22 protein-coding genes are annotated in these 23,565 nt (G+C 55.2%); 11 read left to right on the forward strand and 11 right to left on the reverse strand.

Annotated elements, in window-relative coordinates; translation table 11 throughout:
- Window positions 1-71: 71 nt before the first annotated feature.
- The 4 genes from K0H80_RS17245 to hemB all read left to right on the forward strand — a co-directional run bounded on the left by K0H80_RS17245 (window position 72) and on the right by hemB (window position 4,383).
- Entirely contained in the window at window positions 72-611 is a 540-nt protein-coding gene (locus tag K0H80_RS17245; protein WP_220072394.1) for a hypothetical protein, read from the forward strand.
- Window positions 611-1,420, forward strand: a complete 810-nt coding sequence (locus tag K0H80_RS17250; protein ID WP_220072395.1) for a TatD family hydrolase — start codon at window positions 611-613, stop codon at window positions 1,418-1,420. Before K0H80_RS17245 ends, K0H80_RS17250 begins: the two co-directional genes overlap by 1 nt.
- Window positions 1,407-3,275 carry a sensor domain-containing diguanylate cyclase gene (locus K0H80_RS17255; protein ID WP_220072396.1) on the forward strand — a complete coding sequence of 623 codons (1,869 nt, stop codon included), beginning with the start codon at window positions 1,407-1,409 and terminating at the stop codon, window positions 3,273-3,275. Before K0H80_RS17250 ends, K0H80_RS17255 begins: the two co-directional genes overlap by 14 nt.
- 91 nt (window positions 3,276-3,366) lie before the next feature.
- Window positions 3,367-4,383 (forward strand): porphobilinogen synthase, encoded by a 1,017-nt coding sequence (gene hemB, locus K0H80_RS17260; protein ID WP_011867178.1) that lies wholly within the window; start codon window positions 3,367-3,369, stop codon window positions 4,381-4,383.
- Window positions 4,384-4,461: 78 nt separating this feature from the next.
- Here hemB and K0H80_RS17265 read toward each other — a convergent pair whose 3' ends face one another.
- The 6 genes from K0H80_RS17265 to K0H80_RS17290 form a co-directional block, all read right to left on the reverse strand.
- The gene (locus K0H80_RS17265) at window positions 4,462-5,022 is read right to left on the reverse strand and encodes a hypothetical protein (RefSeq protein WP_220072397.1); all 561 of its coding nucleotides are present in this window, start codon (window positions 5,020-5,022) and stop codon (window positions 4,462-4,464) included.
- A 225-nt stretch (window positions 5,023-5,247) separates the two neighbouring features.
- Window positions 5,248-6,108, reverse strand: a complete 861-nt coding sequence (gene ubiA, locus K0H80_RS17270; RefSeq protein ID WP_220072398.1) for a 4-hydroxybenzoate octaprenyltransferase — start codon at window positions 6,106-6,108, stop codon at window positions 5,248-5,250.
- Between the two features lie 117 nt (window positions 6,109-6,225).
- Window positions 6,226-8,391 (reverse strand): DNA helicase II, encoded by a 2,166-nt coding sequence (gene uvrD, locus K0H80_RS17275; RefSeq protein WP_220072399.1) that lies wholly within the window; start codon window positions 8,389-8,391, stop codon window positions 6,226-6,228.
- A 158-nt stretch (window positions 8,392-8,549) separates the two neighbouring features.
- Window positions 8,550-9,485: an SPFH domain-containing protein gene (locus tag K0H80_RS17280; protein ID WP_220072400.1), complete on the reverse strand. Its 936-nt coding sequence runs from the start codon at window positions 9,483-9,485 to the stop codon at window positions 8,550-8,552.
- Entirely contained in the window at window positions 9,482-10,408 is a 927-nt protein-coding gene (locus K0H80_RS17285; RefSeq protein WP_144202573.1) for an SPFH domain-containing protein, read from the reverse strand. Before K0H80_RS17285 ends, K0H80_RS17280 begins: the two co-directional genes overlap by 4 nt.
- Before the next feature lie 29 nt (window positions 10,409-10,437).
- A complete protein-coding gene (locus K0H80_RS17290; RefSeq protein ID WP_220072401.1) occupies window positions 10,438-10,899 on the reverse strand; it encodes an NfeD family protein in 462 nt (153 codons plus the stop codon).
- A gap of 301 nt (window positions 10,900-11,200) precedes the next feature.
- Here K0H80_RS17290 and K0H80_RS17295 point away from each other — a divergent pair, with 301 nt between their 5' ends.
- Window positions 11,201-11,953, forward strand: a complete 753-nt coding sequence (locus tag K0H80_RS17295; RefSeq protein ID WP_220074020.1) for an outer membrane protein OmpK — start codon at window positions 11,201-11,203, stop codon at window positions 11,951-11,953.
- Between the two features lie 89 nt (window positions 11,954-12,042).
- Here K0H80_RS17295 and udp read toward each other — a convergent pair whose 3' ends face one another.
- The gene (udp, locus tag K0H80_RS17300) at window positions 12,043-12,801 is read right to left on the reverse strand and encodes a uridine phosphorylase (protein WP_220059173.1); all 759 of its coding nucleotides are present in this window, start codon (window positions 12,799-12,801) and stop codon (window positions 12,043-12,045) included.
- A gap of 443 nt (window positions 12,802-13,244) precedes the next feature.
- On the opposite strand from udp, the gene K0H80_RS17305 reads away from it, so the two are divergent.
- Window positions 13,245-13,460 (forward strand): HP1242/YdcH family protein, encoded by a 216-nt coding sequence (locus K0H80_RS17305; protein ID WP_160793842.1) that lies wholly within the window; start codon window positions 13,245-13,247, stop codon window positions 13,458-13,460.
- A 66-nt stretch (window positions 13,461-13,526) separates the two neighbouring features.
- Here K0H80_RS17305 and K0H80_RS17310 read toward each other — a convergent pair whose 3' ends face one another.
- On the reverse strand, window positions 13,527-14,702 hold the full coding sequence (locus K0H80_RS17310) for a type III PLP-dependent enzyme (protein ID WP_220043466.1): 1,176 nt from the start codon (window positions 14,700-14,702) through the stop codon (window positions 13,527-13,529).
- Window positions 14,703-14,925: 223 nt separating this feature from the next.
- Window positions 14,926-15,381, reverse strand: a complete 456-nt coding sequence (locus K0H80_RS17315) for a hypothetical protein (protein WP_220072402.1) — start codon at window positions 15,379-15,381, stop codon at window positions 14,926-14,928.
- Window positions 15,382-15,612: 231 nt separating this feature from the next.
- On the opposite strand from K0H80_RS17315, the gene K0H80_RS17320 reads away from it, so the two are divergent.
- Entirely contained in the window at window positions 15,613-16,446 is an 834-nt protein-coding gene (locus K0H80_RS17320) for a mechanosensitive ion channel family protein (protein WP_011867190.1), read from the forward strand.
- A 42-nt stretch (window positions 16,447-16,488) separates the two neighbouring features.
- Here K0H80_RS17320 and K0H80_RS17325 read toward each other — a convergent pair whose 3' ends face one another.
- Entirely contained in the window at window positions 16,489-17,367 is an 879-nt protein-coding gene (locus tag K0H80_RS17325; protein ID WP_220072403.1) for a radical SAM protein, read from the reverse strand.
- A gap of 295 nt (window positions 17,368-17,662) precedes the next feature.
- Between K0H80_RS17325 and K0H80_RS17330 the strand changes: the two genes are divergently transcribed.
- Complete coding sequence (locus K0H80_RS17330; RefSeq protein ID WP_258406130.1) at window positions 17,663-17,839, forward strand: hypothetical protein; 177 nt, start codon at window positions 17,663-17,665, stop codon at window positions 17,837-17,839.
- 168 nt (window positions 17,840-18,007) lie between these two features.
- Here K0H80_RS17330 and K0H80_RS17335 read toward each other — a convergent pair whose 3' ends face one another.
- The gene (locus tag K0H80_RS17335) at window positions 18,008-18,478 is read right to left on the reverse strand and encodes a GNAT family N-acetyltransferase (protein WP_220072404.1); all 471 of its coding nucleotides are present in this window, start codon (window positions 18,476-18,478) and stop codon (window positions 18,008-18,010) included.
- 366 nt (window positions 18,479-18,844) lie between these two features.
- Between K0H80_RS17335 and K0H80_RS17340 the strand changes: the two genes are divergently transcribed.
- From K0H80_RS17340 to nosZ, 3 genes are all read left to right on the forward strand, one after another.
- A complete protein-coding gene (locus tag K0H80_RS17340; RefSeq protein ID WP_011867194.1) occupies window positions 18,845-19,141 on the forward strand; it encodes a c-type cytochrome in 297 nt (98 codons plus the stop codon).
- Window positions 19,142-19,437: 296 nt separating this feature from the next.
- Entirely contained in the window at window positions 19,438-21,567 is a 2,130-nt protein-coding gene (gene nosR / locus K0H80_RS17345; RefSeq protein ID WP_220074021.1) for a transcriptional regulator NosR, read from the forward strand.
- A gap of 52 nt (window positions 21,568-21,619) precedes the next feature.
- Complete coding sequence (gene nosZ, locus K0H80_RS17350; RefSeq protein WP_220072405.1) at window positions 21,620-23,506, forward strand: TAT-dependent nitrous-oxide reductase; 1,887 nt, start codon at window positions 21,620-21,622, stop codon at window positions 23,504-23,506.
- Window positions 23,507-23,565 lie beyond the last annotated feature (59 nt).

Below are 23,565 nucleotides of genomic sequence, written 5' to 3' on the forward strand. Positions count from 1 at the left end.
CTTGTCGTTATTTATTACCCCATCATCAGCCTGTCTCGCCGCGAGCCCTCCATAATAAAAAGGAACTCTATATGCGCTTAAGTTTTGCGGCACCAACCAGCTGGATAGCACTCTCCACTCTTCTCTTCTCACTCAACGCCTCTGCCGGTATCGAGCAGCAACTCAGCCAATGTGCGGCAAAGCAGGACAAGCTAGACAGACTGATCTGCTACGACAACCTGGCAGCCAAGGTCGGCAACCAGTCTCTGGCCAGCAGCCATGTGGCGCCTGTCTCTAAACCCGCACCGACACCTCAGCCTAAGCCTGCACCACAGGCAGCAGCCGTCGTAGCCAGTACTCCGGCCGCACCGGAAGCCAGTTTCGGTAAGGTCTATAAGGAAGAGAAAGCCGAAGTCGATAAGATTGTCATGACAGTCAAAACGGTGAAGAAGAACCAACACGGCGTCTTGACCATCAGCTTCGACAATGGTCAGGTGTGGAAACAGAATGACACCAACCGCTTCAAGCTCAAGGCGGGTGAAACCGTATTTATCGAGAAGGGTGCCCTAGGCTCTTTCCTACTGGGTAAAGATGACACTAACGCCACCATCAGGGTCAAACGCATCGACTAATGCCCAGCTACATAGACATAGCTGTCAACCTGGTTGGCAGCCCGTTAGAACAAGAATGTGACACGCTAATCAGTGATGCGGCGGCCCATGGGGTTTCGCCGCTCATTGTTATTGGCTCTAGCCTAGACGAGAGCCAGCAGGCGATCGACTGCGTCGCCCGTTATCCAAACGCCCTCTACACCACGGCGGGGGTACACCCGCACCATGCCAGCGAGTGGGATGCCGCTAGCCGTGAACGACTCATACAGCTGGCAAGGCAGCCAGGCGTTGTGGCCATCGGCGAATGTGGCCTGGACTATAACCGTGACTTCTCGCCCCGGCCGAAACAGCGCGAGGCCTTCGAGGAGCAACTGGCCCTGGCCGTCGAGTTAGAGATGCCTGTGCTGATGCATGAGCGCGATGCCCATGAAGACTTTGCCGCCATACTGCAGAACTATCGCCCGCAGCTTAAGGGCGCCCTACTGCACTGCTTTACCGGCAATCGCGCCAGCCTGGAGCGCTATATCGAGCTGGATCTGCACCTTGGGATCACGGGCTGGGTGTGCGACGAGCGCCGCGGTCAGGAATTAGCCGAGTTGGTGGTCGACATTCCCGCCGAGCGCATCATGATAGAGACCGACAGTCCCTATCTGCTGCCCCGCAGCATGCGACCCAAGCCGAAATCGAGCAAGAACAGACCCCAATACCTGCCCTACATCAGCCGGGTCATCGCCCAGCTCAGGGGCGAAACTGAGGAGGCCTTTGCCCGTCAGGCCTATCACAACAGCTGCGCCTTCTTCGGCCTAGAAGCGGACTATGAGCCCCTTTAAGCTGTTGTTACTATTGATCACCCTGAGCTTCCCCGGCTTTAGCCTGGGGGAGTCGCTGCTGGCGGTCAATAAAAACCAGTCTATCGAGCTCGCCTCCTGGCTCTATTATGTGCAGGACGATTCGCTGACCAGCTTGGAGCAGGTCAGCAAGTTAAGTTCCAGCCACTGGCAACGACTGACCCCGGAATTTAACCAGCACCTGGGGGTAGAGCCTTTCTGGGTCAAGATAAGCCTCTACAACGCCACAGATACCCAGATGCGGCGCTATTTTAAGCTAGGCAACCCACACCTGAATAGGGTCAGCCTGTTCCACCTACAGACAGGTAAGCCGACAGTTCACCTGGAGATGGGCGACAGCTATCCGTTCAGCCAACGGCCCATCATCAACAACGATTTCCTCTATCGTTTCGAACTGGCGCCCGAGGTGGTACACACCTTCTATATTCGGGTCGATACCGAGGGCAGCGCCAACCTGCCCATCTCCCTGCTGTCGCCGGACCATATCGTCAAGGCCACTGAGACTCAGTCCCTCTATCAGGGATTCCAGCTGGGCGCCCTGATGGCGATTGGCCTCTTTAGCCTGTTTATCGCACTCACCTCGCGCTCCTACAGCTACAGTTATTACTCTGGCTATGTCTTGTCGGTGACCCTCTTGGTGGCCAGCCTGCATGGCCTGTCGTTTCGTTATCTCTGGCCCAACTGGCCCGTACTGCAGGCGGTGATGATCCCCATACTGATCCCGATCGCCCTCACCTTCGTGCTGATGTTTTCCGAGAAGGTGCTGCAGCTCAAGTATCACAACCTCAAGATGTTGAGGCTCTGTCGCTACAGCGCCGCTACCGGGCTGTTCCTCACCTTAGTCACGCCGTTTTTAAGCTACTCTGTGGCCCTCAAGGTCAACATAGTCGCCGTGCTGATCACCACCAGCATGTTGATGCTGATCGCCCTGCTGCTGAGCCTGCGAGGCCATAAGCTGGCCAGGCTCTACACCTTTGCCTGGTCAGGGATGCTGATAGGCTCCTTCGTTACCGCCATGATGTATCTGGGGGTCATCTACCTGCCCATCATGCATCAGACGCCTATCATGGTCGGCCTGAGCTTCGAGATCGTCTTCATGGCGGCGGTATTGGCGATTCGCTACAACGACGAGCGTAAGGCCAAGCTCAAGATCCAGCAGGAAGCCTTGCTGCAGGCCCAGCGGATCCGTCAGGCCCGAGAGGAGGCGCTGCAGGTCGAGGCCGACAGCAACGAACGCCTGGAGCAGATGGTGCAGGAGCGCACGTTAGAGCTCGAGATCGCACTTCGAGAATTAAATGAGGCCAACCAGAAACTTACCGAACAAAACACGGTCGATAGTCTCACAGGCGTGAAAAACCGTGCCGCCTTCGAGAAACGCCTGCAGGCCGAAGGCCGCCTGAGTCGTCGTCAACAGACGCCGCTGGCGATCCTCATGATAGATATCGACCGCTTCAAGGCGATAAACGACACCTATGGCCACCTGGCCGGGGATCAGGCACTGAAGACCATAGCCCAGGCGCTAAAGGAAAAATTAAGACGCCCAAGTGATCTGGTATCACGTTTCGGTGGTGAAGAGTTTGCTATGATACTGCCTAATACCTCCTGTGACGGGGCGCTACAGGTGGCGGAGCTGATGCGCAGCACCGTCTGTGAGTTGCCACTGGCATGGGGAGAGCAGGCTATTCCGCTCACCATCAGTATCGGGATCTGCGCCGAAGTGATCGTCGATGATCAGCACACTCAGCTGCTGGTCGACCAGGCAGACAAGGCACTCTATCGTGCCAAGCATGAGGGCCGAAATCGCGTATGCGTCTATTCGCCCGAACTCGAAGAATAAAGTAACCGACTTAGTGGCTATGCCCCATCCACGGATGAGCTGTGAAGTGTGTAGCCCAATAAAGCAAACAACCCTAAATTAGGAGTCGAATGTGAACATCATTACCAGTGCTTTCCCTCAGCGCAGAATGCGCCGCATGCGTAAACACGATTTTAGTCGCCGTCTGATGGCTGAAAACCAGCTGTCGGTGAACGACTTGATCTACCCTATGTTCGTGCTCGAAGGTAATAACCGTACTGAGCAGGTCGCTTCAATGCCTGGCATCGAGCGCTACTCAATCGATCTATTGCTCAAGGAAGCGGAAGAACTCGTTAAGTTGGGGATCCCCCTGGTGGCCCTGTTCCCTGTGACGCCAGCCGAGAAGAAGACCCTGATGGCCGAAGAGGCCTACAACGCCGACGCACTGGCGCAGCGCGCGGTTCGCGCCCTGAAAGAAGCCTTCCCACAACTTGGGGTGATGACAGACGTGGCGCTGGATCCCTTCACCACCCATGGTCAAGACGGCATCATCGATGAAGACGGCTATATCCTGAACGACATCACCACAGAGATCTTGGTGAAGCAGGCCCTGTCTCACGCCGAGGCCGGTGCCGATATCGTAGCGCCATCGGACATGATGGATGGCCGTATCGGCGCGATTCGTCAGGCGCTGGAAGCAGCGGGTCACGTGAATACCCAGATCATGGCGTATTCAGCCAAGTACTCCTCTAACTACTATGGTCCATTCCGCGATGCGGTCGGCTCTGCCGGCAACCTCAAGGGCGGCAACAAGCACAGCTACCAGATGGATCCGGCCAACAGCGACGAAGCCCTGCACGAGGTCGCGCTGGACATTCAGGAAGGCGCCGACATGGTGATGGTTAAGCCTGGCATGCCGTACCTGGATATCGTTAACCGCGTCAAGACAGAGCTGGCCGTGCCTACCTTTGCCTATCAGGTGAGCGGTGAGTATGCCATGCACATGGCGGCCATCGAGAATGGCTGGCTGGCAGAGAAGGCGATCGTGATGGAATCACTGCTGTGCTTCAAGCGCGCCGGTGCCGATGGCATCCTGACCTACTTCGCCAAGCGCGCCGCCCAGTGGCTCAAAGAAGCCGATAACAAGTAAGGCTATCTCTTTAAACAAAAAGCCAGTGACGCGAGTCGCTGGCTTTTTTGTTTCTGCGCGCAAGTTTTAGGATGACAGTTAACGGCTGGCGGCCAGCGCCAAGCCCTCATCGTCGAACAGCTGCTCCACCTTGACGATACAGGGCGCCTTGAGAGTATAGCGATTACTGCGATAGGTGTAGTGGTACTCGCTCCAGTAGATTGAGAGCCGCAGGTGGGCGTCGGGATGAAACTGATTCTGAGTATACAGGGCGCGGTAGCAGCGGGCGCTGGGAAGATAACCTGAGTGATACAGCTTGATGGCTCGCTCATCCAGGCTGATCTCGCGGTAATCTATGCCATGCTTGGCCACGTTAGAAAACTGATAGTCGCCGTAGTGAAAGTTGCCCTCTACCACCTCAAGCTTGGCGCCTCTTACCAGCAGGTCGCTGAGCTGACTTACCTGAAGACGGCTCTGCGCGCAAAGGGTTACTAGGCCGCCACTGACGATCAGCACCAGGGCCCAGCGCCAGAGTCCCAGTGGCCACCAATGGCCAATCAGCAGACTCAGCAGCAAGATCCCCAGGCCGACACACAGCAAGAGCAGCTCATAGAGTTGCCACTCACCCACCTCAAACACCAGACTCGAATATGACATCATCCCTTGCCTCACCTCAACGCTGCGCCCATTGAGCTTTCCTGTAGCCTGAGCTATTGCGTTAAGTAAGTGTAGAAGGCGATAGCCTTCTTGGCTCGTCAGACAAGATGCTATAGGGGGATGATGTCAGTTTGGTGAACGGGCTAACTTACCCGAGACAGGCATTAAAAAAGCCATGACGCCGCGCCTATAAGCAGTGCCATGGCTTTGTTTTTCATCCTAAAGACGTTAGATGAGGTAATCGGCGCCCAGGGCCACGAAGAGCACCATACCGGCCCAGTTATTATTTAAGAAGGCTTGCAGGCAGGGGGCACGCTCGCGGTCGAAGATCAATTTCTGCTGGTAGAGACCGAAGCCGATGAAGGTGAGAATCCCCAGGGCGAAAACCAGGCCGCGATCGGCGCTGAGCCCAGCCATAATGAAACAGCCCAGGGCGGCCAGCTGAAACAGGCCGATGATCTGCCGGTCGAAGCGACCAAAGAGGATCGCCGTCGACTTGATACCCACCTTGAGGTCATCGTCTCTGTCCACCATGGCATACATGGTGTCGTAGGCCACAGTCCAGCACCAGTTGGCGGCAAACAGCCACCAGGCTTCTACCGGCACTGTGCCTAGCTGCGCCGCATAGGCCATGGGGATCGACCAGCTCCACACCACGCCGAGGAACATCTGCGGCATGTTGGTGAAACGTTTGGTAAAGGGGTAGATGATGGTCAATATGATGCCGACGAAGGAGAGTTGCACCACCAGCGGGTTGAGCATCAGCACCAAGCCAAAGGCCAGCAGGCCCATCACCACGAACAGGATAAGCGCCTCTTTGACCGTCACCTCGCCGCTGGCCAGGGGGCGGCTCTTGGTGCGCTCCACATGCGAGTCCAACTTACGATCGGCATAGTCATTGATGATGCAGCCACAGGCGCGCATCACCACCACACCGATAACGAAGATGATCAACACCTTAAGATCCGGCATACCACCGGCCGCCAGCACCAGCGCCATCAAACATGGCCATAGCAGCAGGAAGGTACCTATGGGTCTATCCATCCGCGCCAGACGCAAATAGGCGTCCAATTTATCCCTTAAGCTCATTTTCTAGGCTCTCCTAACGACTGCTTTGGCCTTTCGATTTATGTGGGCAAGCTCATCAAAATACTCTGGCATTATGACTGACACCCTAAGAGTTTCAAGCGCTTTATCAACCCGGGTTTACAGGGTCTCGAGACGGGCATAGGCCACCACCAGCCACTTGCTGCCCACGTCGAGAAAATCCACCTGGACTCTGGCCTGGGCGCCGCTGCCCTCGAAGTTAGTCACCTTGCCTTCGCCAAACTTGGGATGATTCACCCGCTGGCCGATATTGAAGCCTGAATCGTTAAAGGCGGACTCGGCCTGACTGAATCTGTTGCTGCTGGCCGGCGCCGACACGCTGGTTCGCATGCGGATCTCCTGCACATAGTCGCCAGGGATCTCCTTGATGAAACGTGAAGGACGGGCATAATTTTCCCGGCCATAGATACGGCGCGACTCGGCGTAGGTGATATAGAGCTGCTTCATGGCGCGGGTCATGCCCACGTAACAGAGGCGGCGCTCCTCATCCAGCCTATCGCCCTCATCCATCGCCATCTGGCTGGGGAAGATCCCCTCCTCGACGCCTGCCATGAACACCATGGGAAACTCTAGACCCTTGGCCGAGTGCAGGGTCATCAGCTGCACGGCGTCGGTGAAGGCATCGGCCTGGCCCTCGCCCGCCTCGAGTGCGGCGTGGGAAAGGAAGGCATTTAATTCGCCCATGTCTTCGAGATCTTCCGGCATCACGAAGGTGCGCGCCGCGGTGACCAGCTCCTCCAAGTTTTCTACCCTGGCGCGGGCCTTCTCGCCCTTCTCCGCTTCATACATGGCCTTGAGGCCAGAGGCCTGGATCACATGATCTGTCATGCGATGCAGCGACTGCTCCGCCGTCTCCTGCTGCAGGGTGACGATAAGATCCATGAAGCCACGTACCGCGTTGGCAGCGCGGCCAGAGAGCACCTTCTCATCGAGCAGACGCAGACAGGTCTGCCACAGGGTCAGCTCCTGCTGGCGCGCCGTGCTGCGCAGGATCTCCAGGGTACGGTCGCCTATGCCACGGGTCGGCGTGTTGATGATACGCTCGAAGGCGGCGTCGTCGTTCTTGTTGCTGATCAGCCGCAGATACCCCATGGCATCCTTGATCTCCTGACGCTCGAAGAAACGCAGGCCGCCATAGATGCGATAGGCCATCCCCTTGTGCAGCAAGGCCTCTTCCAACACCCGCGACTGGGCGTTGGAGCGATAGAGGATGGCGCAGTCGCTGAGGTTGCCGCCCATATCCTGCCAGTCTGTGATGCGACCCACGATGAAGCGGGCCTCATCCATCTCGTTGAAGGCGCAGTAGAGGCCGATCTTCTCGCCATCCTTGTCTTCGGTCCACAGCTTCTTGCCCAGCCGGTCCGGGTTATTGGCGATCAGCTCGTTGGAGGCGTTAAGAATGTTGCCGCTGGAGCGATAGTTCTGCTCCAGACGTATGGTCTGGGCCGCGGGGAAGTCCTGCAGGAAGCGATGCAGGTTCTCCACCTGGGCGCCGCGCCAGCCATAGATAGACTGGTCGTCGTCGCCGACGATCATCACGTTGGCCGTGCTGCCAGCTAGCACGCGGATCCAGGCATACTGGATGGCGTTGGTGTCCTGAAACTCGTCCACCAGGATGTTCTTAAAGCGCTCCTGATAGTGCTCCAGAATATGAGGCTTGTTGAGCCAAAGCTCATGGGCTCTTAGCAAGATCTCGGCAAAATCTACCAGGCCGGCACGATCGCATGACTCCTGATACACCTGATAGATCTTCAGCAGATTCTGCTCAATGGGGAAGCCGCCGGCATCGATATGCTTGGGTCTCAGCCCCTGATCTTTCTTGCCATTGATATAGCCCTGGGCCTGACGAGGCGGATATTGCTTCTCGTCCAGGTTGAGGCTCTTAAGGATCCGTTTGATCAGCCTGAGCTGGTCGTCCGAGTCGAGGATCTGGAAACTCTGGGGCAAGTTGGCGTCTTGATAATGAGTGCGCAGCAGGCGATGGGCCAGGCCATGGAAGGTACCGATCCACATGCGGCCCATGTTGCTGCCGCTCACCTTCTCCACACGCTCTCGCATCTCGGCCGCAGCCTTGTTGGTAAAGGTCACCGCCAGAATAGAATAGGGACTCTGCTGCTCTACCTGCATCAGCCAGGCGATGCGGTGGGTCAGTACCCGGGTCTTACCACTGCCCGCGCCCGCCAACACCAACATGCTAGATTGTGGTGCGCCGACGGCCTCGCGCTGTTTGTCGTTTAAGCCGTCGAGTAAAGAAGATACGTCCATTCTTGCCTCCAAAAAATCAGGCGGCAAGTATAACAGGAGGCGTTGCGCGATCCTACCGTCGACCGAATCGCCATAGGTCATCCACACCTAACCCAAGGCAATAAAAAAGCCCAGGCAAAGGTCTGGGCTTTTAGGACGTGATAAGGGGTTAGGCGAGCTTAGCTCTTGCTCTCTTCAAGCCCTATGCTGTCCATCCAGTGATCGAAGTCCATCATGTTACCCGGCAGTACTATCTTGTTGGCGCTGTTGGTCAGGCCGTCGAACTGCTTGAGGTACTGGGCGCCAAGCTGCATGCGCACCACGTTCTTACCGCCGGGCGCCGACACCACCTGGGCCATGCGCTCGATAGACTCGGCAGTCGCCTTGGCGATAGTGAGGATCTCCTCGGCCTTACCCTCGGCCTCGTTGATCCGCTTCTGCATCTCACCCTCGGAGCGGTTGATCATCTCAGCCTTGACCCCTTCGGAGCGATTGATCTTGCTCTGCTTGTCACCCTCGCTCTTGGCCAGCAGGGCGCGGCGTTCACGCTCGGCGTTCACCTGCATCTCCATGGCGTTCTTCACCGTCTCGGGTGGCGCGATATTCTTGATCTCATATCTGTGCACCCGGATCCCCCAGGTAGCGCCGGCCTGATCCAACACTTCGACTACCTTGGCGCTGATCACGTCACGCTCCTCGAAGGTGCGGTCGAGATCCAAAGTGCCAATCACTGAGCGGGTCGTGGTTTGCGCCAGTTGAATGGCGGCGTAACGATAGTCGGTCACCCCATAGCTGGCCTTCACGGGATCCACCACTGAGATATAGATAACCCCATCTACCTCGACATTTACCTCGTCGCTGGAGAAACACTCCTGAGGCGGTACATCGATGGTTTCCTCTTTCAGGTCATGCACATAGGCCACCTTGTCGATGAAAGGTACCAGGGCATGGAAACCGGCATCCAAGGTGGTGTGATACTTACCCAGACGCTCGACGATATAGGCCGACTTGGTAGGCACCAGGCGAATCGACTGAAACAGCTTGATGATGAAGATGGCAAAGATCAGTCCCCAAATGCCCAGTACGATTAAATCTGTGTTGATATCTGCGATCATGCGCGACCTCCTTTTACCTGACCCACACTCTGAGTCACCTGCTCCATGCCCTCAAAGAAGCCTTCCAGCTTGGCCATCTCGGCCGGTACCACTGAAATATCCGCTTCGTTGAGTATCTTACCCAGCTGGGTGATGAACTGCTCCTTGAGCTGCATGTTCATCGCCTCGTTACCGCCCTCCAGTGCCAAGGCCTCTGAGACCATGGTCATGGCTTCCGCCTTGGCGCGGGCGACGATGGCGATCTCCTGGGCCGTACCCTTGGCCTCATTGATCCGTTTCTGCTTCTCACCTTCCGACAGGTTAATAGCCTCCTGACGCTCCCCTTCGGAGAGGTTGATCATCGCCGCCTTCTCGGCGTTGGCCAGGGTGATCTCGGCGCGCTTGCTACGTTCGGCCTCCATCTGCTTCTCCAGGGTGTGGATCACCTTGTGAGACGGGGTAATGTTCTTGATCTCGTACCTGAGCACCTTGATCCCCCAAGGGTCAGACGCCTTATCGATCTCACGCACGATAGACTCGTTGAGGCTGTCACGCTCGGAGAAGGTCTCACTCAGACTCAGCTTACCTATCTCGGAGCGCATTGTGGTCTGCGCCAGGTTCACCGCAGCGCGGCGATAATCTTCGATACCATAGCTGGCCAGCTTGCCGTCCATCACCTTGAGGTAAACCAGGCCGTCGACCTCCAGCTGAGTGTTATCCTTCGAGATACAGCTCTGTGGCGGCACATCCAGCACCTGCTCACGGGTGTCGTGGCGATAGGCCACGCGGTCGAAGAAAGGAATTAAAAAGTGAAAACCTGGCTGTAACACCACCCTAAACTTACCCAGACGCTCGATAACGTGTACCTCGCGCATGGGAACGATCAACAACAAGTTATAAAGAATAAAGAAAACGAAGAGTATAAAAATGGTAAATTCGAACATAGATTCCATCCTGTAAAGTAGCAGCCAGGCTATGCCTGCTCTGTCAAAGGTTCAACGACCAGGGCAATATTCTCGCGGCAGATCACTCTGACGCGCGCGCCGATAGGGATCTCGCTGCCATCACCCAGTGCTGGCCATTCGCTTCCCTGAAATTCGACGCGTCCCTGCTGCTGTGCCGGGCCGATCACCGCCTTAACGACGGCAACTTGGTTATAAAGGTCAAACTCCTCATCGGTATTATCCACATGGGAATCACCACCCACCAAGCGCTGTGTCACCTGACGAAAAGTCAGCAACAAGACGATAGCGGCGATGAACCAGAGCGTCAGGGCCTGCACAAAGCCTTCGACCCAACCTAGGGTCAATGCACCCGCCACCACCAAACAGGCGGCGCCCAGGAAAATAACGATACCGCCAGGCAGAATGATCTCGGCTAACATCAAGACTAAACCGACGGCAATCCAGATAAAGATAGGATTAGAAAACTCCATATTTCCCCCCTGAAATGAGAGTATCCCTGCCAAGACTATATCAGCTCTTTTCTCGCAATGCGACATATTATGTCATGATACAAATGTGACACAGGCAACAAACATTTAATTTACCTAGGTAAAAGACATTGTTTTGGAATTGGGCGCAATGGCGAAATCCCGTATACTTGCGGCGCATAAATAATAGGGCGTGAAAACAAGCCAAAAAGACACCTTGAGAGTGCCGTGATTGTTTTCAAATTAGCCCCAAATAGCGGCGTCAAAGGCTGCCCCCAAAAATAACGATAAAGGTAAAAAGATGATGAACAGGAAATGGCTTCTCCTCGCGCTAGTCGCCGCCCAGCCCGCGCTGGCCGATGATATGATTCAATGGTGGGATTTCAGTGCCACCGCCCTCTATGGCGACAAGTATGATCTGGCGCCCTCGGAGCGACAAACCACTATTACCCTAGAAACCGCCGGCGGCTGGAAGTATGGCGACTGGTTCGCCTTTCAGGACTTCATCTACTTCAATGGCAACAACGGCGGCAAAGACAGCACCACCTATGGTGAGATCTCACCCCGCTTCAGCGCCAGCAAGATCTTAGGCAAGCCTGTGGGCGTAGGCGCCATCACAGACGTGTCACTGGCACTCACCTACGAAGAGGGCGAAGGCCCAGTGAAGAGCTTCCTCTATGGTGTGGGTCTCGACTTCAAGATCCCTTATTTCAGCTACTTCCAGCTAAACACCTATCGTCGCGACGCTATCAGCACCGGCAACCTGAGCGACGGCTGGCAGTTGACCCCAGTCTTTCGTATGGATTTCCCGGTCGGTCACTCGAACATCGTCTTCGACGGCTTTATCGACTGGGTATTCTCGGCCGACAACACTGGCTATGAAGAGAACTTCCACTTCAACCCTCAGGTTAAGTATGACCTGGGCGCAGCCATCTTCGGCGCCCACAAGAAAGATAAGCTATTCGTCGGTATCGAATACGATTACTGGAAGAACAAGTATGGTGTTAAGGGCGTAGATCAGAACACCTACTCGGTGATCGCCAAGTATCACTTCTAAGTGTCATGAACAAAGCGTGCTTCTATGCATGCCCACAAAAAAGGCGCCTTCAGGCGCCTTTTTTAATCTCGCGAGTTAAGCCGCTAGGCTTAAGCCAACAGCTTCTTCGCCGCCGCTACCACGATAGACACGGCACTGGTCTCGGTCTGCTTCATGGTCGCCTCATCAGGGATCTCCTGCTGAGTACGGTTAACGATCACACCGGCTACACACGCCGCCCGCCAACCTTGAGTCGCACACATGGTGAACAGAGTCGATGACTCCATCTCATAGTTGAGTACGCCCATGTCCTGCCACTCTTTCATCGAACCGGCAAAACGACGAGTCACACGACCCGTCACGGTATCGTAACGCTCTTGACCTGGGTAGAAAGTATCTGACGAAGCTGTGATACCGATATGAGGCTCAAGACCCGCTTCACGGCTCGCCGCCACCATGGCGGTAGTACATTCGAAGTTCGCCACGGCTGGGAACTCCATAGGTGCAAAGTGCAGACTCGCACCATCTAGACGCACTGACGCCTGAGTCACGATCACATCACCCACATTAACCTGTGGCTGAATGGCGCCTGTGGTGCCGACACGCAGGAAGGTGTCGATACCCAGCTGTGCCAGCTCTTCCACGGCGATAGAGGTCGATGGACCACCGATACCGGTAGAGCAGACCACCAGTGGCTTACCGTCGATATAGGCAAGGTAGCTGGTGTATTCGCGGTGACTGGCCAGGAATGTTGGATTGTCCATCAACTCGGCAATACGTTTCACACGCTCTGGGTCGCCCGGAACGATAGCAAGTGTTGCACCATCTAACATCTCTTTCGTCAGGCCTAAATGAAATACATCTGACATTGTGAAAACCCCTTTCAATTTTGATTATAAAATTCTTATAAAATGGACTTTAACCTAGTATGAAAGCCATTAAGGTTAACCTGATCACACTTTCCCCGCCAGTAGTTAGATAATTTGTTGTAATGAATTTACCAAAGCATTTCCGCTAGCAGCACTGAAAATATAGCAACTCCCACCTAGGCTGCCAGCCAGTCGGCAAAATTTATTACTTGGCCTGAACCATCGCCGAAAACCTGGTTTTACACCCAAATAAAAATCACAAAATAAGCTTGTATGACAACAGGTTAAATCAGTTGTAGTAAAGCGACGAAAACGAAGTTCCAGGCGGTGAAGTCGATCACAAAACCAGCAAACAGATCGCGCTAGGCTGAAACCATGGCAAAGGGAAATTAACCACTTTTGCTATGACCTCTCACCCATTTTGACCAAGAAGGACGGCCAATATGTTTCCAGAATACAGAGACCTGATCAGCGAACTAAAATCAAAAGACGCACATTTTCTTAAGATGTTTAACAAACACAATGAACTCGACGACGAGATTAAAGAGCTAGAGCAACATGCGGCCAGCGATTTCACCCCAGAGGTCAAGGTACTCAAACAGCAGAAGCTGCATATCAAAGAGGAGTTGCATCAGATCCTCAAGTCCCACGACAAATAGTGCGGACATCGGACATTAAAAAGGGCGCCTAGGCGCCCTTTTCTTATCTCTTAGAAATTTTATCTACTACAGATAGTAGTCTTTCAGCGGCGGGAAGCCGTTGAAGCAGACCGCCGAGTAGGTGGTGGTATAGGCGCCGGCCGTCAGCCAGTACATGCGATCGCCGATAGTCAGATCCAGCGGCAGGCCGTAGCTGTAGTGCTCATACATGATGTCGGCACTGTCACAGGTCGGGCCGGCGATCACGCAGCGATCCAACTCACCCTGACGCTCGGTATAGATGGGGAATTTGATCGCCTCATCCATGGTCTCGATCAGGCCAGAGAACTTACCCACGTCGGTAAATACCCAGCGCTCCAATGCCGTCTGCGACTTCTTGCTGATCAGCACTACCTCAGACACCAGCACGCCGGCATTAGAGAGCAGCGAGCGGCCAGGTTCCAGAATGATCTGCGGTAGCTGATCGCCGAAGTCCTCTTTGAGGAAGTGGGTGATCTGCTCGGCGTAGGTGCCCAGCTCGTTGGTCTTGTCCAGATAGTTCGCCGGGAAACCGCCGCCCAGGTTGATCATCTTCAGTTCGATGCCATGCTCTTCACGCAGGCGCTCGAAGATGCTCTTCACCTTGGCGATGGCCGAGTCCCAGGCACCAATATCGCGCTGCTGTGAGCCCACATGAAACGAGATGCCATAGGGTTCCAGCCCCAGCGTCTTGGCCAGCACCAGCAGCTCGAAGGCCATCTCATTCTGGCAGCCGAACTTACGCGACAGGGGCCAGTCAGCGGTGTGGGTGCCTTCGGTCAGGATGCGCACATAGACGCGAGAACCGGGGGCTTCCTCGGCGATCATTCGCAGATCGGCTTCGGAATCAGAGGCGTACATGCGCACGCCACGCTCATAGAAGGCGCGCACATCTTTACGCTTCTTGATGGTATTGCCATAGCTGACTCTGTCAGGCGTCACGCCGATGTCGCTCACCATATCCAGCTCGTAGATGGAGGCGATATCGAAATTGGCGCCGCGGTCACGCAGTAGGGTCAATACCTCCTTGGCCGGATTAGCCTTGACGGCATAGTAGATACTGGCATAAGGAAAGTTATGCACCATGTCATCATATTGTTTTGCAATGATTTTAGTGTCAATCACCACGAAAGGTGTCGGTTTATCCTGAGCAAACGCCTTGATACGCTCAAAGGTAGCTTGGTCATAATACTCATTAACATCAATCGCTTGAAATTGGCTCATCTCGCCAGTATCTCCGTAGCAGAATAAAAATAATTTAGCGTGATTCGGTTAAAAATCGCTGCGAAGTAAACGCTATTTTTTCGTCGAGATCAACGAATTTTTATGCTTAATAAATAAATTTTTATTCCAAAACGGATAGCCTGATTTTTAACGGGACAAAAACCAAGCTAAGTCATTAATTAGTAAAATGAATTCTGATAACCTTTGGCTCACACTTTTCGTGCTATTTCACAGCCTCGAGCAGGGCCTTGGCGGAATCGACGCTCACCACCTTGATCACCTTGAGCCCCTCCAGGGTGATCACTGTCGCCGTCTCCTTGTCACCGGGCAGCAGATGGGTCACTTCACCCTCCTGATCCAGGCCGATGGCGAAGTTGAGATCTTGCATCTTGGGAATGGCCACGAATTTGGCGATAAGTGATGGCATACCGCTGATGTCGGCCACATAACGCCAGTTCCCCGGCATGGGGCCCTCTAAGGACTCTAGTGCCTCCTGAATGATCTCCCCCCCCTTCATGCCGCGGCTAAAGAGTAAAACCTGGGTATTGCTATTGAGCTCCCACACGGCTTGGTGTTGATCCGCCAGGGTGATTGCCTCGATACGATCGCCTGTGGTCAGGCTGCTGGCCAGGCTGGCGGCCGAAAACAGCACGCCCACAGCCAAGATTAGCGCTTTCATAATGCCTCTTTCATTAAGGATTAAGTTACTTAGGGGTGAACTAGACTATATCTTATACTGGCCGCCATGCCCTCGGATGCGTGCCAATTGCTTGATATGCTTCACGCTAATGAGTGTCATGGGACATGAGTGAGATATTGGTTATCAAGCCATTGAATATTAAGTAACATACCCAGGTTGGATTCTATGCCCGCGCGATAGTGGTTCGCGGCAAATTTTAGGACGAATGTTATGAATGAAAATGGTCTGGAGCAGGAGCTGGCGCAACTGCAAAATGTCTACAACCTGTTGACCGAGTTTCTGGTGAAGTACAGCTTCCAGCTGGTCGGCGCGCTGCTTATCTTCCTCTTGGGGCTCTGGGTCGCCAACAAGATCTCCAACCTGGTGGCCAAGCAGTTTGAGAAGCATGAGATAGACATCACCCTGAGCAACTTCGTCTCCAATCTGGTGCGCATTCTCATCATAGTCATGGTGGGGGTCATCGCCCTGGGCAAGCTGGGGATCAGCATCACGCCCATGGTGGCGGCTATCGGTGCGGCCTCTCTGGGTGCCGGCCTGGCGTTGCAGGGGATGCTCTCTAACTACGCGGCGGGCGTCACCATAATCGTTACCCGCCCCTTCGTGGTGGGCAACACCATAGAGATCCAGGGGGTCAGCGGCGTGGTCAAGAGCATCCACCTAGGACTGACCCTGCTCACCAATGAGGAAGGCGAGGTGATCAGCATCCCCAACAAACATATCGTCGGCGAGATCCTGCACAACTCCTTCAGCGACAAGCTGGTCGAGATACGTTTCAACATCAGCTACGCCAGCGATGCCAACCAGGTGCTGGCCATCGCCCAACAGGTGCTGGATGCCAACGAAGAGGTGAATCAGGAGCGTGCCCCTCAGATAGGGATCAACGGCTTCAACAGCATAGGCTTAGAGATAGGCCTGCGATACTGGGTGCCCACCAATCGCTACTACCAGAACAAGTATCAGGTCAACCTGGAGCTGATCAACGCGCTGCGCCAGGCCGGCATAGAGATCCCCTGCCCGGTACGCGAAATTCATATCGAGCGCTAAAGTCATATCGAGCGCTAGCGCCAAAGATAAGTCGGCGCCGGCCTAGAGGCCGCGCTGCCACTCCTGGCGCAGGGGCACCAGTCCCTGAATCGCCTGCTCGACCTGGGTCAACAGGCTCTGCTTGTCACGGCCCAGTATCCCCTTGAGCACCAGGTAGTTAGAGGCGTGATCAGACCTGAATATGGTCTTCTCCAGCTCGAGTTCACCCAGCAGCAGCTGCATCTCGCTCAGCAGGCCATGCTGGTCCGGCAGTTTAAAATCGCCGTCGAATCCGGTGTCCATGCGCGCCTTGCCAAGGGGTAGAGTCACCACCAGAGTCGACAGATAGTCTGGCTGCGCCTCATTCATCAGGCGCGCCGAGTTGAGCGCGTGTTGCCTGGACAGCTCCACGCCCCCCAGACCATTGAGTATCATCACGGATGACTTCATGCCGGCGGCGCGTATGCGCTGCAAGGCCAGCAAGGAGGAGTCGAAGCTCTCGCCCTTCTCGATACGGGCCAGCACCTCATCGTCCCCGCTCTCGCAGCCCACATACAGCAGGCTAAGCCCCAGCTCTCTGAGCCGGGCAAGCTGCGCATCCGTCTTATTACCTAGGTTGCGCGGCAGGCAGTAGCTGCTGATGCGGGTCACCTGGGGCAGATGCTCACGGATCAACAGACAGATAGCCTCCAAACGATTAAAGGGCAGGCTCATGGCATCGCCATCGGCGAGGAATACCCGAGAGATCGGCAGGTTTCGCTGGGCGACCCGTTGAATATCCTCTGCAATTTTATCTATTTTTTGTGCACGAAATTGCTTCTGCGGCGCGGTATACATGTCGCAGAAGTGGCAACGATTCCAGCTACAACCATTGGTTACCTGGAGTATGAGGGACTTCCACTCGGAAGGCGGCCGAAATAACGGTTCGATATAATTAATCATTTTATGTCTGTCTCAAAATGTGACCAAGATGTGAGCATTTTCATAATTTTTCGCTTTCTGGCCCACTTCTCGCCCCATAAATTGATCTCGTTCAATTAATGTTCAATTAAAGTCAGTAAAATGACTGACGTTAATCTAATTAAGATTAATCTTTTAAAACTGGCTGGCGGTGCCAGCACAGAAAGAAATATTGGCTACATCGGCCGACAAACGTGTAGATAATAACATGCAAATAGCACAGCAACTGCAAGACAGGCGAGGGAACGTCCTGCATCATGATGAGCATTGGAGCTCGATGAGTGCGGAACAAAAGATGGCCCTCTATAGCCTGCATCGATACGGGTATCGGCTGTTGTTTGTTCGCCATTTGCCTTCGGGTCCACTGGCGATCATCGCCCAACAGAGCCAGCTGTCGACCATAGACAGATATGGCGAAGTTGAACATGATCCTAAGATCCAACTCAGGGATTAGTCACCGACTCGGTGACTGACGAGCCTAACGGCTTAATTACCCGAACATAGAGGAGCACGCCCTGTGCTCCTCTATTTGCACGTCTCTCTAACCCATTCGTTAGACCCTTTCGTTAGCCCTTTTCGTTAGGCCCTTTCTTTAGACCCTTAGTGTGCCCACAGATCTGCATCAGGCATCCAGCAACATGTCGAGATGGGGAATACCATCCTCCAGATAGACCTCAGACACGGCTCGAAAACCCACCCCTTGATAGAAATCCTTGAGATATTCCTGGGCGCCGATCTGAACGCCCTGGGCAGGCCAGTTCTGTCTGGCGATGGCGATCGCCTCCAGCATCAATGGCTTTGCAACACCTGCGCCGCGAGCCGATGGCGCGACGATAACCCGGCCGATGCTGGCCTGGGGGTAACTCACCCCGGGGGCTAAGATCCTCGCATAGGCGACAATCCGTCCCTGCTCATCCAGACCCAACAGATGACGGGTCTCGGCCAGGGTGTCTTTGCCATCCAGCTCGGGATAGGCACAGGCCTGCTCCACCACAAACACATCGACCCTTAATTTCAACAGCTCGTAGAGCCGCTCAAGGCTCAGCTCGGTAAACGCCACACTCTCCCAACGCACTGCTATCCCCTCATTCATTAATTCCGGCGTCTATCGCCTTTTCTTCAATTACTTCTGCCTAGCCGTTTTAGATTAACCGCTTCGGCAGCCTTCGACTCCCAAGTAAGCGTCTGGTCGGTATGCGCCTGCTCTGTAAGTACCTTACCAGTCCCTCTAAAGAGGCAGCAGGCTGTGACGGCCACCGCAAATTTCGGCGAGACTTGACCTCGGTCAAATACATGCATTATAAATACACCTAAGATTCACATGCCCAATTTAACCCATTCTAAACTAGGAAGCATTCGATTGACGCCGCCTACATTTAGATGACCTAAGTCGTCTGTCATCAGATATTGCGACAACAATTGTTCTTAAAAATAAAGAACTTATTCTAATGGAGTTCATATGAAAAAGATTGCCCTCATCGCTTTTGCAAGCCTAATGTCTCTGACGGCCCACGCCGGTGATATCGAAGCCGGTAAAGCCAAATCTATGCTTTGTGCCGCCTGCCACGGTGCCGACGGTATCTCTCTGGCGCCCATCTACCCTAACCTCAAAGGCCAGAAGGCTCAATACATTGAGAAACAACTAAAGGCCTTCAAGGAAGGTACGCGTCAAGACCCAGTGATGGCACCTATGGCCATGCCGCTGACCGACGAAGATATTGCCAACCTGGCCGCCTACTTCGAGAGCCTCAAGTAAGCCCCTCTCGTCCTTGCAAGACAGCACTCTCCCAACAGGTCGCGCCCCGTCGCTCAGGTGACGCGGCCTGTCTTTTCCGCGATTCTGCCCCTTCTAAAGCCAGTCGCCGGTGCCCGATTACTAAGTGATCGCCAGCCCAAATCGCCTTGTTTCAATGTGTGTCAAATTAACAAAATCGCGATTTATTTGATCTCAGTCACGTCACAACCGTAAAGATGCATTTAGTATGCACTATAAATAACACTAGATTGACACACCCTGGGACTGACTGTAGGAGCGTTCGAGTGGCAAGATTGATGCACAATGCGAGGCAAGCAAAATGGATTTTATTGACCCTGTTGGCACTCATGCTGGCACTTATACTAGCCACGCCCAGCTATGCCCTGTTCGTCAGCCCGCCCAAAGATCCCCTGCCCATTCTGCATGAGCTGTTCCCCGAGGCGACACGCATCTCAGACAAGCAGGGCGAGCCTGCCCTGTGGACCATCTACAAAGATCAGCAGATCCTGGGCTATGGCTTCGAGACCAATGATATCGCCCGCATCCCCGCCTACTCGGGCGAGCCGGTCAATATCCTGGTGGCAATCGACCCAGAGGGTAAATACCTGGGCGCCAAGGTGCTGGAGCACCATGAACCCATCATCCTGGCGGGGATCCCAGAGAGCAAGCTGTGGAAGTTTGCCGAGCAATATACCGGGCTGTCGGTCAAAGACAGGCTCAAGGTGGGCGGCAACGAGAAGGAGGGCATAGTCGCCATCGACGGACTCTCTGGCGCGACAGTGACCGTCATGGTGATGAACGTCGCCATCACCAAGGCCGCCACCCAGGCCGCCATCGCGCTCGGGATCATCGAGCAGCAGGCCGACCAGATCCAGCCTATCTCCACCATCAAGCAGGAACTTTTCACCTCGGCCAACTGGACCGAGCTGACCGGCGACGGCTCGATTCGCAAACTCTACCTGACCCGCGGCGCCGTCGATGACGCCTTCGAGGGCACCGCCGCCGAGGAGGTCAACAAGGCCAGCGACGATGAGAAGCAGGAGATGTTTGCCGAGATCTACTACACCCTGGCGGACATCCCTACCATAGGCAAGAACCTCTTCGGCGAGGCCGACTATCAGTGGCTGATGCAGACGCTGCAACCCGGCGAACACCTGGTGGCCGTCATGGGCAATGGTTACTCCTTCAAGGGCTCTGGCTATGTGCGCGGCGGCATCTTCGATCGCATCCAGGTGCACCAGAAGGATAACGCCATCTCCTTCAGGGATCTGGACCACAACCGCATCAGCGATCTCTACATTCAGGGTGCCCCCAAGTTCAACGAGATGTCAGTGTTTCGCATCGCCCAGCACCACGAGTTCGATCCAGGTAGCAGCTGGCAGTTCGAGCTACTGGTGCGCCGTCAGACCGGCCCCATCGACAGCATATTCACCAGCTTCAAGGGGCAGTACGACCCGCTGGGCAAGTATGTCGACACTCCGGCGGCCATAGTGCCCGAGCCGGAGCTCACCATGGTACAGCAGATCTGGCACGACAGACAGCTGGAGGTGGTGCTACTGCTGATCCTCATGGGTGTCTTGCTGCTGATCCTCTTCTTCCAGGATATTCTGGTGCGTCATCCCACCTTCATGCACCGCCTGCGTCACGGCTTCCTGGTGGTTACCGTGGTGGTGATCGGCTGGAGCTGGGGCGGACAGCTTTCTGTAGTCAACGTTTTTACCTTCCTGCACGCCCTGATGAAGGATTTCTCTTGGGATCTCTTCCTCCTCGATCCCATCATCTTCATCCTCTGGTGCGCCGCTGCTGTGACCATGCTGCTGTGGGGACGCGCCGTCTACTGCGGCTGGCTCTGCCCATTCGGCGCTCTGCAGGAGTTGGTCAATGTCATGGGCCGCTACTTCAAGCTGCCGCAGGTCGAGCTGCCCTTCGCCGTACATGAGCGCCTGTGGGCCATCAAGTACCTCATCCTGTTGGCGCTGTTTGGCCTGTCGCTGGACTCGCTGGCCATGGCGGAGCAGTTTGCCGAAATAGAGCCCTTCAAGACCACCTTCTTGCTCAAGTTCGATCGCGAGTGGCCCTTCATTCTCTGGGCGCTGCTGATGATCTTCTCCAGCCTGTTTAATCGCAAGACCTTCTGCCGCTATCTCTGCCCGCTGGGCGCGGCCTTGTCGGTAAGCAACAGCGTGCGGCTGTTCGACTGGCTCAAGCGCCGCCCCGAGTGTGGCACGCCCTGTAAGACCTGTGCCAAGGAGTGCGAGATCCAGGCGATTCATCCCAACGGGGTGATCAACATGCGCGAGTGCCACTACTGCCTCGACTGTCAGGTGACCTATTTCAACGAAGAGAAGTGCCCACCGCTGAAAAAACTGGCGCGCAAACGCCAGCAATACAAAGACCGAGAGATCCCAACGGTCACCGCCGTATAGGACGAATCAACACATATAAGTGCAGGTAACATAACTAAGATGGAGATGGACTATGCAAGATAACAATAACAAACCAGCCAACCAGTTGGAGAACGCTGGTCGACGCGAGTTTATGGGCAAGACGGCCCTGCTGGGGGCGGGTGCAGTGGCCGCCCCCATGAGCGCCGCCATGTTCGCCTCGATGGCCAAGGCCCAGGCGGCCGAGGCCAGTAACAGCCCTGTGGTTCATCCGGGCGAGCTGGACGAATACTATGGTTTCTGGAGCGGTGGACACTCTGGCGAAGTCCGTATCATGGGCCTGCCCTCGATGCGTGAGCTGATGCGCATCCCGGTATTCAACATCGACAGCGCCACCGGCTGGGGCATCACCAACGAGAGTAAGGCGGTCAAGGGCGAAAGCGCCCACCTGATGGCGGGCGACGCCCACCACCCGCACATGAGCATGCAGGACGGTCGCTACGACGGTAAATATCTCTTCATCAACGACAAGGCCAACACCCGCGTGGCCCGTATCCGTTGTGACGTGATGAAGACAGACAAGATGATCACCATCCCAAACGCCCAGGCCATCCACGGTCTGCGGGTACAGAAGGTGCCATACACTAAATATGTCATCTGTAACGGCGAGTTCGAGGTCCCACTGAACAACAATGGTAAGGAGACGCTGGAAGATGTCAGCACCTACCGCTCCTTGTTCAACGTGATCGATGCCGAGAAGATGGAGGTCGCCTTCCAGGTGATGGTCGACGGTAACCTGGATAACACAGACGCCGACTACGACGGCAAGTACTTCGCCTCGACCTGCTACAACTCAGAGATGGGGATGAACCTCAGCGAGATGATCACCGCCGAGCGCGACCATGTGGTGATCTTCAACCTGGCTCGCTGTGAAGCTGCGGTCAAGGCCGGTAAGTTCAAGACCTACAATGGCAACAAGATCCCCGTACTGGATGGTCGCAAGGGCTCAGATCTCACCCGTTATATTCCCGTGCCTAAGTCGCCACACGGCCTGAACACCTCGCCAAGCGGCAAGTACTTCGTCGCCAACGGCAAGTTATCACCGACCGTCTCTATCATCTCTATCGAGAAGCTGGACGACCTGTTCGACGACAAGATCAAGCCAAGAGACGCCATCGTCGGTGAGCCAGAGCTGGGCCTTGGCCCGCTACACACTGCGTTCGACAACAAGGGCTACGCCTACACCACCCTCTTCCTCGACAGCCAGATCGCCAAGTGGAACGTCGAAGAGGCGATTCAGGCCTATCAGGGCAAGAAGGTTAACTACCTGCGCCAGAAGCTGGACGTACACTATCAACCGGGCCACAACCACACCTCTCAAGGCGAAACCCGCGACGCCGATGGCAAGTGGCTGGTGTCTCTGTGTAAGTTCTCTAAGGACAGATTCCTGCCCGTTGGCCCGCTGCGCCCCGAGAACGATCAGCTGATCGACATCTCAGGCGATGAGATGAAGCTGGTGCACGACGGTCCCACCTTCGCGGAGCCTCACGACTGCATCATAGTGCACCGCAGCAAGCTCAAGCCGAAGAAGCTGTGGACCCGTGACGATCCGCTGTTTGCCGCTACCGTGGCCATGGCCGAGAAAGATGGCGTGCGCCTGATGATGGACAACAAGGTGATCCGCGACGGCAACAAGGTCCGCGTCTACATGACCTCGGTCGCGCCCAACTACGGCATGAGCGAGTTTAAGGTCAAGCTGGGCGACGAAGTCACGGTAGTGGTCACCAACCTGGATCAGGTGGAAGACGTGACCCACGGCTTCTGTATGACCAACCATGGCGTGCAGATGGAGATTGGCCCACAGGCCACGGCATCTGTCACCTTCATCGCCGACAAGCCTGGGGTACAGTGGTACTACTGCAACTGGTTCTGTCACGCCCTGCACATGGAGATGCGTGGCCGCATGTTGGTAGAAGCCTAAGTGAAATGCAGGCGTCTGATGCCCCCGCGTCAGGCGTCTGCCTTAACCAAGGGCTAGCG

It is taken from the genome of Shewanella aegiceratis, from assembly GCF_019457495.1.
In the GTDB taxonomy this organism is placed as follows: domain Bacteria; phylum Pseudomonadota; class Gammaproteobacteria; order Enterobacterales; family Shewanellaceae; genus Shewanella; species Shewanella loihica.